Genomic DNA, 12515 nt, shown 5'->3' with positions numbered 1-12515 from the left:
CGGGCCGGCGCGCGCGCGTTAGCTGGCGCCCTGAGGGGCCTGCGCCCGCCGCGGTAAAACCATTTCAACCACCAGCCCGCCGCCTTCGCGCGATTGGGCGTGGATCTGGCCGCCATGCGCCGCCAGTGCGCGGCGGGCAATGGCTAGCCCGAGGCCGAAGCCCGGGGCGTCGGTGCCGGCGTCGCTGCGATGGAAGGGCTCAAAGATGGCTTCAAGTTCGTCGGCCGGTACGCCCGGGCCACGATCGGCGACCACCACCTGAACATGATCGGCGGATAGCTGAACCGTGACGTCGACCTGCGTGCCCTCGGCGGTGTATTTGACCGCATTGCGGATCACGTTTTCGAAGGCACGGTGAATCAGTTCGGACTGTGCCCAGGTCCAGCATTCGCCTTCGCCACTGAAGACGAGGCTGCGGCCCCGGGCTTCGGCTTCGAACTGCGCGTCGTCGGCGATGCCGGCAATCAGCTCCACCAGTTCGAGATGCTCCGCGCGACCGCTGGCGCCGGCTTCGAGGCGGGACAGGGTGAGCAGCTCGCCCACCAGGGTGTCGAGTCGGGCCGATTCGCGTTCGATGCGCTCGAGCATGGTGTCTTGCTTGTCGGGACTCTGGCGACCCAGACCGATGGCGGCCTGCATGCGCGCCAGCGGCGAGCGCAGCTCGTGCGAGACGTCATGCAGCAGTCGGCGCTGGGCGGCGATCTGCGCCTGGAGCTGAGCGGCCATGCGATCGAAGTCGTGGCCGAGGTCGGCGATCTCGTCACGCCGGCCGCCCATCAGCGGCGCGACCCGTGTGTCGAGCTGTCCATCGGCGGCGGCGTCGAAGGCGCGCTTCAGGACACGAATGGGCTTGGCGACGTACCACGCCAGCAAGGCACTGAACACCAGGCTGGCCAGCAAGATGGTGGAGACCGGCACCCACAGCGGCGGCGGGGTGCGGCGTGCGCCAAAGCCGTGATTGCGCGCCGGGGGCGGTACGGCAATGAGTTGGAGCGACGCGCCATCGGCGGTTTGAATCTGGCGCGTGTGATCGTGCTGGTCGGGGGGGACCGGGCGCCCGAGGAGTTCGTGGCCGTTCGCGTCCACAACCAGCACGGAGGGCCCGCCGCGGGGCGGTCGGCGCATCAGAAACTGGTGGGCTGCTTGCGGCCCACCGTGCTGAAGCACGGACTCGACGGTATCGAGGGCTATGTTTGAGCGGTAGGTGGCCACTTCGAGTCGTGCAGCGTCTTCGTTCGTGCCCCGATACAGCCACACCGCGGCGCCGACCGCGAGCACCGACAAGGTCAGTGTCAGCCACAGGGCGATGAAGGATTTCCAGAACAGGCGGCCCATGGTGTTACTCCCGCACGAACTGGTAGCCCTGACCGCGTACGGTCTGGATCCACGAGCGGCCATCGTCGCGCGGTGCCAGTTTGTGGCGCAAGCTACTGACATGGACATCGATGCTGCGGTCGAAGCGGGCCAGCGGCCGGCCGAGTGCTTTTTCGGACAAGGTGTTTTTGCTCACGACATGCCCAGCCGCGGCGACCAGTACTTCTAATAAGGTGAATTCGGTGCTGGTGAGCGTCAGCGCCTCGCCGGCCCACTGCGCTTCGCGTCGCGCGGGCCAAAGCCGCAGCGGCCCGACGGTGAATTCGTCGGCATCGGTGGTGGGCTCGGGCATGGCGGTCCGGCGCAAGATGGCGCGCAGGCGAGCCACCAGTTCGCGGGGGCTGCAGGGCTTGGGCACGTAGTCGTCGGCGCCCAGCTCCAGGCCGACGATGCGATCCACGTCGTCACCGCGCGCGGTGAGCATGAGGACCGGCATCCGGCTCTCCTGGCGAATGCGGCGCAAGGCATCAACGCCATTGAGGCGCGGCATCATCACGTCCAGCACGGCGATGGCGTAGTTGCCCGACAGTGCCTCGGCGACGCCGGCCTCGCCATCGGCCACTGTGGTGGCCTCGAAGCCTTCCTGCGCCAGGTACTCCTTGAGCATGGCGGAGAGTTCCAGGTCGTCATCGACCAGCAGCACGCGCGTCATCTCGACTCCACGATTCTTTCGTTCATGGCGCCAATGATACGGCGGCTAAAAGGACTGGCGAGCGCCTTTACGCCGCTTTACCTGTCTTTACCCCGGGTTAACCGTGCTTTACGGGGCGCAGCGCGACACTGCAGCTGTCGGTGGAGGGGGACTCGCCCCGGACCGGATAGACGACGAATCAAGGAGAGCATGATGAACAAGCGTAAATCGATTATTGGTGCCTTTCTGTTGGCCAGCAGCATTGCGTTGGCAGTGCCCCTGGCCGCACAAGCCGCGCCTGGCATGGGTGGCGGCAAGGGCGGGTGCGAGGCATCCATGCACATGGGGCCGGGTATGGATGGCCCCGGCCGTGGCGGCATGATGCGGATGCTCAAGGGGCTGGATCTGACCGAAGCGCAGCGCGACCAGATCTTTGAACTCAAGCACGCCGAGATGCCGAAAATGCGTGAGCAGATGAAGCTTATGCGTGATCTCAAGAATCAGCTGCGTGAAGCCGCCACCGCTGAAAACTACGATGCAGCGCGCGTCAAGGCATTGACCGAGCAGCAGTCGGTCGCCATGGCCACGATGATGCAGTCGCGCATTGCTGGCGAACGTGCCGTTTATGAGGTGCTGACACCCGAGCAGCGCAAGCAGCTTCAAGAGAAGCGTGCATGGCGGGGCGACAAGCGCGAGGGCATGGGGCGCGGCATGATGCGCGGCGGACCGAGTCCGGACGCTTGATGTAAGCGAGAGTGCACATGGCAAAAGGGGCGCGAAGGCGCCCCTTTTGTCGTCCACTGCGGCATCATGAGTCTGCGGCGCGGCAAAAATGTTGCATTGCATCAAGTATTTATGTTGCACCGCCGATTGATCTTTTTGGGCGGGAGACCTAGAAATCAGTTGACATCGTTTTAGCAGAACGTATGATTCAAACGAACGTTTGAACAGGATTGCGTCTTTTGCTATTGCGATGATCTGCCCCAATACAAAACAAGAACGAAGGAGCGTGATCCCCATGAGCGAGGCAACGGCAAAGCAGGGTCCAGATACCCGGGCGCGGATTTTGAATGCAGCGGAATCGCTGTTTATGACGCATGGCTTCGAAGCCACGTCGATGCGAATGATTACGGGCCAGGCAGAGGTGAATCTGGCGGCGGTGAATTATCACTTTGGCAGCAAGGATGCGCTGATTCAGGAGGTGTTTCGGCGGCGTCTGACCGAGTTGAACCGCGACCGCTTGGGCGCGCTCGAGGCCGAGGAGTCGCTGGCAAACGGTGCGCCGCTCAAGCCGAGCAAGATCGTGGCCGCCTTTTTTGGTGTGTCGTTGAAGATGGCGGCCGATACCGAGCACGGCGGGGCGACCTTCATGCGCTTGCTGGGTCGTACTTACACCGAGCCGAACGAGTTTGTGCGCCAGTTTCTGGCCGAAGAATATGCAGAGGTGGTGCAGCGTTTCATGAATGCGCTGTATCGGGCGCTGCCAGATGTGCCACGCGAGGAAATTCTGTGGCGCTTCCATTTCATGATGGGGGCGATGTCCTACGCCATTGCCGGGACGGATGCATTGAAGTTGTTTGCCGGGGACTTTGATGATGAGGACCCCACGCGGTTGATGCCGCGACTGATGTCTTTCTTGCTGGGGGGCTTGCGGGCGCCCTTGCCGGAAGAGGTCATTGAATCAAGAGCAATCCGCCGCGACGCGGCGTGATGGTCAAGGTGTGAGCGCGCAATAGAACGCGCCGCACCCAGCGAGGAGATGTAGCACATGATCTGGTTTTTTCTGTCCCTCCCTCCCTTGGCAGGTGCGCTCGCCTACGGGCGAGCGCCATTTTTTGCCTGGTTTGTGGCGGGCTTGGTATGGCTGTCCGGGTTGGCCTGGGTGGGTGTGTGGCCGATCGGCGCCGTAGTGCTGACGCTACTGGCGTATGTGGCGATCATGGGCGTTTTTCTGGTGCCGTCGCTGCGCAAGTCGCTGATCAGCGCGCCGACGCTCAGTGCTTTTCGCAAGGCGCTGCCCTCGATGTCGCAGACCGAGAAGGACGCGCTTGAAGCCGGCACCGTGTGGTGGGAGGGCGACCTGTTCGCCGGCGCGCCCGACTGGCGCAAGCTGCTGGCCTATCCGTGGCCCAAGCTGTCCGACGAGGAGCAGCAGTTTCTCGATGTGCAAACCAGCGAGCTGTGCCGCCTGACCGACGAATGGGAGAGCGCCCAGAAGCAGGATCTGCCGCAGGTGGTGTGGGACTACATCAAGACCCAGGGCTTTTTGGGCATGATCATCCCCAAGGAATACGGTGGTAAGGGCTTCTCGGCCTACATGCACTCGCAGGTAGTGACCAAGCTGTCGACGCGCTCGTCCGCCGCCGCGGTGACGGTGATGGTGCCCAATTCCCTCGGTCCGGCCGAGTTGCTGCTGCATTACGGCACGCCGGAACAGAAAAACCACTACCTGCCGCGCCTGGCGAAAGGGCAGGAGATTCCCGCCTTTGCGCTGACCAGCCCCTGGGCCGGTTCCGATGCGGCCTCGATTCCTGACGCCGGCGTGGTCTGCAAGGGCATGTGGCAGGGCGAAGAAGTGCTCGGTGTGCGCGTGTCTTTCGACAAGCGCTACATCACGCTGGCGCCGGTGTGTACCGTGTTTGGCCTGGCTTTCCGCATGTTCGACCCCGACCATCTGCTGAGCGACACCGAAGATGTCGGCATCACCTGCGCGCTGGTGCCGTGGAACCACCCGGGCGTGGATATCGGTCGCCGTCACTTCCCGCTCAACGCGGTGTGGATGAATGGCCCGATTCGTGGTGAGGATGTCTTCATGCCGCTCGACTTCATCATCGGCGGCCCGGCCATGGCCGGTCAGGGCTGGCGCATGCTGATGGAGTGTCTCGCGGCCGGCCGTTCGATCTCGTTGCCGGGCTCGAACACCGGCATGCAGAAACTCACCGCGCGCACCGTGGGTGCCTACGCTCGCGTGCGCTACCAGTTCAAGACGGCCATCGGCCGCTTCGAGGGCGTCGAAGAAGCGCTGACCCGGATCGGTGCCAACACCTATCTGTCCGACGCGGCGCGGGTGCTGACCGCCAGCTCGATCGATCTCGGCGAGAAGCCCTCGGTGGTGTCGGCCATCGTCAAATACCATGTTACCGAGCGCGCCCGCCAGACCGTCAATGACGGCATGGACGTGATCGGCGGCAAGGGCATCTGCCTCGGCCCGCAGAACTTCCTCGGCCGCGCTTACCAGCAGATCCCGGTCGGCATCACCGTCGAAGGCGCGAACATCCTGACGCGCAGCCTGATCCTCTTCGGTCAGGGCGCGATCCGCTGCCATCCGTATGTGCTGAAGGAAATGCATGCGGCGCAGGACAACGATCTCGAGACCTTCGACAAAGCCTTCTGGGGCCACATCGGCTACACCGTCAGCAATATTTCACGGGCGCTGGTGATGGGCCTCACCGGTTCGCACTTCGTCAAAGTTCCGGCCGACATCGCACCCGAAACCAAGCGCTATTACCAGCAGCTCACCCGTTACTCGGCCGCTTTCGCCTTCCTGTCCGACATTTCGATGGGCACCATGGGCGGCGCGCTCAAGCGCAAGGAAAAGCTGTCGGCCCGCCTGGGCGATATTCTTTCGCTGATGTATCTGGTATCTGCCACGCTCAAGCGCTACGAGGCCGAAGGCCGTCAGGCAGACGATGCACCGCTGATGCACTGGGCGGTGTGGGATGCGATGTTCAAGATCCAGAACGCCTTCGAAGGCGTGATCGCCAACTTCCCGAACAAGCTCTTCGCCGCTTTCCTGCGTCATGTGGTGGTGTTCCCGATCGGTCGCCCCTATGTGGTGCCATCCGACCGCCTCGGTCACGACGTGGCCAAGCTGCTGATCACGCCGTCCGCCACGCGCGATCGCCTGGTGGCCGATTCCTACGTCGGCACCGATCTCGAAGATCCGGTCGCCGCGCTGGAGGCTGCCTTGCTGGCCACGGTCGAGGCCGAGCCGATCGAGCAGAAGGTCAAGCGCGCGATCAAGGGCGGCCAGTTTTCCCCCGGCCTGCTTATTGGCGGTGGCGTCGATGCGCTCTACGCCAAGGCACTCGAGGCCCGCGTGATCACCGACGTGGAATACGCGGTGATGCGTCGTCGTGGCGAGTTGCGCGACAAAGTGATCCGGGTCGATGACTTCGAGTACGACTTTGGCCTGCGCGCCGCGCTCGAAGATGTCACCCCCGACGACCAGAACGCACGGCGCAAAGTCGCGTAAGGGGGCTCGCCATGAACAAGCCGGTGTACATCATCGATGGGGCGCGTACGCCCTTCCTCAAGTCGCGCAACACGCCGGGGCCGTTCGCGGCCTCCGATCTGGCCACTGCGGCTGGCTCTGCCTTGCTGTCGCGCCAGCGCTTTGCGCCCGACCAGCTCGACGAGGTCATCCTCGGTTGCGCCAGCCCCTCGCCGGATGAAGTGAACATCGGCCGGGTGGTGGCGCTGCGCATGGGCTGTGGGCTCAAGGTGCCGGGATGGACGGTGATGCGCAACTGCGCCAGCGGCATGCAGGCGCTGGATTCTGCGCTGGTCAACATTCAGGCCGGGCGTTCCGATCTGGTGCTGGCCGGTGGGTCCGATGCGCTGTCGCGGGCGCCGCTGCTGCTGTCCGACGCCATGGTGCGCTGGCTGTCGGGCTGGTACGCGACCAAAACCGCTGGGCAAAAAGTCGCCGCGCTGCGCCAGTTCAAGCTCGGCTATCTGGCACCGGTGATCGGCATCATGAAAGGCCTGACCGATCCGATCGTCGGCCAGCTGATGGGCCAGACCGCCGAAAACCTGGCCTGGAAGTTCGGCATCAGTCGTGAGGAGATGGATGAATTCTCCGCACGCAGCCACCAGCGCGTGATCGCCGCGCAGGCCGCCGGGTATTTCGACGAAATCATTCCGCTGATCGACCGCGACGGAAAAGTGTATGCGCAGGACGACGGCATGCGTGCCGACTCCACGGCCGCCAATCTCGCCAAGTTGCGCCCCTTCTTCGATAAGCGTTACGGCAAGGTGACTGCCGGCAACAGCTCGCAGATTACCGATGGCGCCGCATGGCTGATCCTCGCCTCCGAAGCGGCGGTCGACAAGCACGGCCTCGAACCCATCGGCAAGATCGCCGACAGCCAGTGGGCCGGCCTCGCGCCCGATCAGATGGGCCTGGGTCCGGTGCATGCGGCGTCGCCGATTTTGCAACGCCACGGGCTCGCGCTGAACGATCTGGATGCGTGGGAAATCAACGAAGCCTTTGCCGCCCAGGTGATCGCCTGCTTGCGCGCTTGGGACGACGAAGACTACTGCCGCAACGAGCTCGGTCTCGACGCCGCCATGGGCGTGCTCGACGAAAGTCGTCTGAATATCGATGGCGGCGCCGTCGCGCAAGGCCATCCGGTCGGCGCCAGCGGCGCGCGCATCGTGCTGCATCTGTTGAATGTGCTTCGCCGCAACGGCGGCAAGCGCGGCATTGCCAGTATCTGCATTGGTGGCGGACAAGGCGGTGCCATGTTGGTTGAAGCCCTGTGAGGGCGACAGGTTACGGTCGGGCGCGGGAGGCGGTGATGCCCCCCTGCATATTGCCAAGCCCCGCGTCCGCCGTAGCCTTCGGGCCTGTCTCTACAGGTGTTGAAACCCGTTTTCGCTGGATTGGCGAGGTGCGTCGATGAGGATCGGGTTGGTGGTGGACGCGGCCTGCGATCTGCCGGGTGACTTCCTGGCGGACAAGGGCATCCATGTGCTGCCGATCGGCTTGCGTGTGGGGGATCGCCATCTGGTCGACACCCGCGACCCGGTCAGCACCGCGGCCTTCTATCGCGAGCGCCAGGACAGGCGTGCCGAACTGCATGCCGAGTCGGCGCCCTTGTCGGCCGGCGAGATAGAAGCCCTGTTTTTGGAAAGCTGGGTGAGCACCTATGACCACCTGGTGTGCATGACCATCACCAGCGGACGCAGCCCGATTTTTGCGCATGCCACGCAGGCGGCACTCACGGCCGGGCGAAGCGCGCGCGAAGTGCGTCGCGCGGCGGGCCTGAGCCTGAGCTGGGGCGCGACGGTGATCAACTCGCGCACCCTGTTTGCCGGGCAAGGCGTGCTGGCCTATGAGGCGGTACGACTACGCGACGCGGGCACGGCACTGGACGCGATGAGCCCGCGGCTGTCGCATGTTGCCGATGGGCTGCATGCCTTCATGGTGGCTGACGACCTGTACTACATCATGCGGCGCGCGGCCAAGAAGGGCGACCACAGCGTGAACTGGGCCGCCTATACGGTGGGCTCGCTGCTCAACCTCAAGCCGGTGCTCTATGCCCACCGGGACAACACCCGCCCGGTCGACAAGGTGCGCGGGTTTGAAAGCGGCGTGAAGTCACTGTTTGCGCGTGTCGAGCGGCAAATTGTGCAAGGGCTGGATGTGCCCTGCATTTGTGTGAGTTACGGCGGCCCGGTGGATCGCGTCGGCGCGATGCCAGGGTTTGAACCAATGGAAAAGGCGGCGCATGCCGCGGGTGTCGAGGTGCTGGTTTCGCACATGAGTCAGACCGCGGCCATCAATGTGGGCGCCGGCGCCTTGTGCGTGGCTTTTGCCGCCCATGGACATCAAGTGTGATGCGCCCCGGAGATCCCGGGCGCGAACGACGCGAGCGAATGGAATGACCTATAAACATTGGCAATTGCGCCGTGAAGACGGTGGCCTGGCCTGGCTGGACTTTGACGCGGCCGAGAGCAGCACCAACACGCTCTCGTCCGAGGCGATGAGCGAACTCTCGCGCGTGTTGTCGGCGTTGTCCAGCCAGCCGCCCAATGCGCTGGTGATTGCCTCGGCCAAGCCGGCCGGGTTTATTGCCGGCGCCAATATCGAAGAGTTCACGCAGGTAGACTCGGCCGAGGCGGCGCGTGCGCTGGTCAAGCGCGGCTGGGATCTGATGAATCAGCTCGCCGCGGTGAGCTTCCCGACGCTGGCCCTGATTCGCGGCCACTGCATGGGCGGCGGTCTGGAGTTGGCGCTGGCCTGCCGGTATCGCATCGTGGTGGATGAACCCGGCACCCGGCTGGCGCTGCCCGAAGTCATGCTCGGTATTGTGCCGGGCTGGGGCGGCATGCTGCGACTGCCCGAGCTGATCGGCCCGGGCGCGGCGCTGGACCTGATGCTCACCGGCAAGGGCCTGGACGCCAGGCGTGCCTATCGGCTTGGTATGGCCGACGCCTGCGTTGCGCCGCGGGTGATGGACAACGCCGCACGTGTGCTGGCACTATCCGGCCAGCCGGCGCGGAAACTGCCCCTCATGCAGCGCTTGTTGAACGGCTCGCTCAAGTCGATCGTGGCCAGCAAGGCGCGCAAGCAGGTGGCCACCAAGGCCCGCCCTGAGCACTATCCCGCGCCTTACGCGATTATCGATATCTGGGCCAACTACGGCGGCAATGCGCTGGATGTGCCGAGCAGCAGTGCCTCGTCGATGGATGCGATCTTCCGTTCATCCACCGCCAAGAATCTGGTGCGCGTGTTTTTCCTGCAGGAGCGCCTCAAGGGCTTTGGCAAGGACAGTGACTTCGCGCCCCAGCGGGTGCATGTGGTCGGCGCCGGCGTGATGGGCGGTGACATCGCCGCGTGGTGTGCGCTGCGCGGCATGACCGTGACCTTGCAAGACCAGTCCGCCGAGCGCATCGCACCGGCCGTGGCGCGCGCCGCCAAGCTTTACGACAAGAAATTCCGTAGTGACAAGCGTCAGGCGCGCTTCGCACTCGACCGCCTGATTCCCGATCCGCAGGGTCATGGCGTGGCGCATGCCGACGTGATCATCGAGGCGATCTACGAAAACCTCGAGGCCAAGCGCGCGCTGTTTGCCGATATCGAACGCCGCGCCAAGCCGGAGGCCGTGCTGGCCACCAACACCTCCAGTCTGCGGCTCGAAGACATTGCCACGGCGCTGAGCGCACCCGAGCGACTGGTCGGCATCCACTTTTTCAACCCGGTGGCCATGCTGCCGCTGGTCGAAGTGGTCACCGGCGAGCAGTCCGATACCGACGCGGTCAAGCGCGCCGCCACCTTCGTGCGCAAGATCGACAAGCTGCCGCTGCCGGTCAAGAGTGCGCCGGGCTTCCTGGTCAACGCCGTGCTCGGCCCCTACATGCTCGAAGCCCTGCGCTGCGTGGATGAGGGCATTGCGCCCGAAACCATCGACGCCGCGCTGGTCGCCTGGGGTATGCCGATCGGGCCGGTCGAGCTGGTCGATACCGTCGGCCTCGACATTGCCGTGGCGGCAGGTCAGGCGCTCACCGGTAGCGATGCCGGTGCCGCGCCGCGCGGTCTGATGCAGCGGGTCGAGGCGGGCAAGCTGGGCAAGAAATCCGGTGAAGGTTTCTATGTATGGGCGGGCGGCAAGGCACAAAAAGCCACATCTGGATCAATCCCTGCCGGTTTGGCTGACCGTATCATCGAACCACTTTTGCAGGCTACGAAGCGCTGTGTACGCGCTGGCGTGGTGGCCGATGGCGACCTTGCCGACGCCGGCGTGATCTTCGGAACCGGTTTTGCGCCATTCCGCGGCGGGCCGATCCAGACCTTGCAGACGCGGGGCGACGGGCCAGTCATTGATGACCCGGTTTCGCCTTTGGTGCCGGAAGGCGCCTGACGGACACGGAGTAAAGCACATGACTCACGACACCCAGATTTGCAGCCTGCCCGATGACCGGGATCTCGCCTTGCGCGTGATGCCCATGCCGGCCGACACCAACCCGACCGGCGACGTTTTCGGCGGCTGGATCGCCGCGCAGGTCGATATTGCCGGTGCCATTCCCGCACGGCGGCGGGCCTGCGGTCGGGTCGCGACGATCAGCATCGACTCCTTCCTGTTCAAACAGCCGGTGTCGGTGGGCGACCTGCTCAGCTTCTACGCCACCATCGTCAAGGAAGGGCGCACCTCGATCACCATCGCGGTCGAGGTCTATGCCGAGCGGCATCCGGAAGACCCGGTGGTGGTCAAGGTGACCGAGGCCAAGCTGACCTATGTGTCGGTGGACAACGAAGGAAAAAAGCGGCCGTTGCCGCCGCTGAATCAGTGATTTGGTAGGGCGTTACGGGGTGTGACGGCCTGTATTGAGTGACCGGTCAGCAGTGGCCGGGAGAAAGACCCGCAAGGGCATTATTTGGCGCAGTGAGGAGACTAAAAAATGAAAACGAAACACATCGCACGTCTGGTACCGCTGGCGGTATTGGCTTTGGGCAGCGCGCATGTCGCAGCGGCCGGCTTCCAGTTGTTGGAGCAAAACGCCAGCGGCCTGGGCAATGCGTATGCGGGTTCAGCCGCGGTGGCCGACAACGCCAGCACGATCTTCTTTAACCCGGCGGGTATGACGCAATTGAAAGAGCGTGAGGTGTCCGGCGGTATGAATGCGGTTCTGCCGTCCTTCAAGTTCAAGGACGAAGGTTCGAGCGTTGGCGCGCTGGCGGGGTCGGGCGACGGCGACGATGCCGGCTCATGGGCATTCATCCCCAACGCGTATCTGTCCTGGGCCTTGACCAAAGACCTGTACGTTGGCGTCGGCATGAGCGGCCCCTTTGGTCTGGTGACCGAGTATGACGAGGCATGGGTCGGTGCCGCTCAGGCACAGAAGTTCGACATCAAGACCGTCAACATCAACCCGTCGATCGCGTATCGCGTCAACGACAAAGTGTCGGTTGGTTTTGGTTTGAACTGGCAGCGGATGGAGGCTGAGTATGTGCGTACAGCTGCGGTAGCCAGTGCCGCCCTCGCTTCGACCAATGTCACGCTGGATGCATCCGACGACAGCTGGGGCTGGAACGTTGGTGCGTTGTTTACCTTGTCCGATACGACCCGTTTGGGCGTGTCGTATCGCTCCAAGGTCAAGCACACGCTGACGGGTGATCTGAAGGTCGACGGTACGCTGGCCGGCGCAGCCGCTTCGCTCACCACGGGCAAGGCCGAGGCCGATGTCGAACTGCCTGACACCTTTATTCTGAGCTTGACCCAACAGCTGAACGATCGCTGGGAAATGCTCGGTGATCTGTCCTGGACCGGTTGGAGCAGCATCAAGAAAATCGACATCGTCCGCACCTCCGGCACGCTGTCGGGCCAAACCGTGCAGACGCTGGACGCAGAGTTTCGCGATACCTGGCGTGTCGCACTCGGTGCCAACTACAAGCTGAATGACGACTGGAAGCTGAAGTTCGGCGTGGCCTACGATCAGACGCCGGTGCGCAGTGCGCAACTGCGTCTCGTGTCGTTGCCGGATAGCAACCGGACCTGGCTAAGTGCTGGTGCGCAGTGGGCGGTGACGCCGACGTCGAAGCTTGATTTCGGTATCGCTTACCTGATCGTGCCCGAAACCAAAATCGACAACGACCAGAGCGCACTTGGCCGTGGTCGTGTGACGGGTACCTACGACTCCAGCGTGTTGATCCTCGGCGCCCAGTACTCCATGGCGTTCTGATCCTCACCGGATCGAGCGGCGCGGCGATAGCCGCGCCGTTTTT

The 12515-nt window shown here is 63.9% G+C and carries 10 protein-coding genes; 8 read left to right on the top strand and 2 right to left on the bottom strand.

Annotated features, from left to right (window positions below):
* Positions 1–18: 18 nt before the first annotated feature.
* Together FHP89_RS06050 and FHP89_RS06045 are read right to left on the bottom strand one after the other, a co-directional pair.
* A complete protein-coding gene (locus FHP89_RS06050) occupies positions 19–1335 on the bottom strand; it encodes a HAMP domain-containing sensor histidine kinase (protein ID WP_144175313.1) in 1317 nt (438 codons plus the stop codon).
* Between the two features lie 4 nt (positions 1336–1339).
* Positions 1340–2026 (bottom strand): response regulator transcription factor, encoded by a 687-nt coding sequence (locus tag FHP89_RS06045; protein WP_144175315.1) that lies wholly within the window; start codon positions 2024–2026, stop codon positions 1340–1342.
* Positions 2027–2218: 192 nt separating this feature from the next.
* Here FHP89_RS06045 and FHP89_RS06040 point away from each other — a divergent pair, with 192 nt between their 5' ends.
* The 8 genes from FHP89_RS06040 to FHP89_RS06005 all read left to right on the top strand — a co-directional run bounded on the left by FHP89_RS06040 (position 2219) and on the right by FHP89_RS06005 (position 12472).
* Positions 2219–2749, top strand: coding sequence for a Spy/CpxP family protein refolding chaperone (locus FHP89_RS06040; protein ID WP_186300228.1), 531 nt, complete (start codon positions 2219–2221; stop codon positions 2747–2749).
* Between the two features lie 274 nt (positions 2750–3023).
* On the top strand, positions 3024–3716 hold the full coding sequence (locus tag FHP89_RS06035) for a TetR/AcrR family transcriptional regulator (protein WP_144175570.1): 693 nt from the start codon (positions 3024–3026) through the stop codon (positions 3714–3716).
* Positions 3717–3773: 57 nt separating this feature from the next.
* Positions 3774–6260, top strand: a complete 2487-nt coding sequence (locus FHP89_RS06030; protein WP_144175319.1) for an acyl-CoA dehydrogenase — start codon at positions 3774–3776, stop codon at positions 6258–6260.
* An 11-nt stretch (positions 6261–6271) separates the two neighbouring features.
* Positions 6272–7552, top strand: coding sequence for an acetyl-CoA C-acetyltransferase (locus FHP89_RS06025; RefSeq protein ID WP_144175321.1), 1281 nt, complete (start codon positions 6272–6274; stop codon positions 7550–7552).
* 136 nt (positions 7553–7688) lie between these two features.
* Positions 7689–8630, top strand: coding sequence for a DegV family protein (locus FHP89_RS06020; protein ID WP_144175323.1), 942 nt, complete (start codon positions 7689–7691; stop codon positions 8628–8630).
* Positions 8631–8673: 43 nt separating this feature from the next.
* Positions 8674–10653: a 3-hydroxyacyl-CoA dehydrogenase NAD-binding domain-containing protein gene (locus FHP89_RS06015; RefSeq protein ID WP_144175325.1), complete on the top strand. Its 1980-nt coding sequence runs from the start codon at positions 8674–8676 to the stop codon at positions 10651–10653.
* 19 nt (positions 10654–10672) lie between these two features.
* Positions 10673–11083 carry an acyl-CoA thioesterase gene (locus tag FHP89_RS06010; RefSeq protein WP_144175327.1) on the top strand — a complete coding sequence of 137 codons (411 nt, stop codon included), beginning with the start codon at positions 10673–10675 and terminating at the stop codon, positions 11081–11083.
* A 108-nt stretch (positions 11084–11191) separates the two neighbouring features.
* Positions 11192–12472, top strand: coding sequence for an OmpP1/FadL family transporter (locus FHP89_RS06005; RefSeq protein ID WP_144175329.1), 1281 nt, complete (start codon positions 11192–11194; stop codon positions 12470–12472).
* Positions 12473–12515 lie beyond the last annotated feature (43 nt).

This window comes from Denitromonas ohlonensis (genome assembly GCF_007625205.1).
Lineage (GTDB): Bacteria > Pseudomonadota > Gammaproteobacteria > Burkholderiales > Rhodocyclaceae > Nitrogeniibacter > Nitrogeniibacter ohlonensis.
The sequence above is the reverse complement of the archived record's forward strand: the minus strand, read 5'-3'. Positions and strand labels throughout refer to the sequence as shown.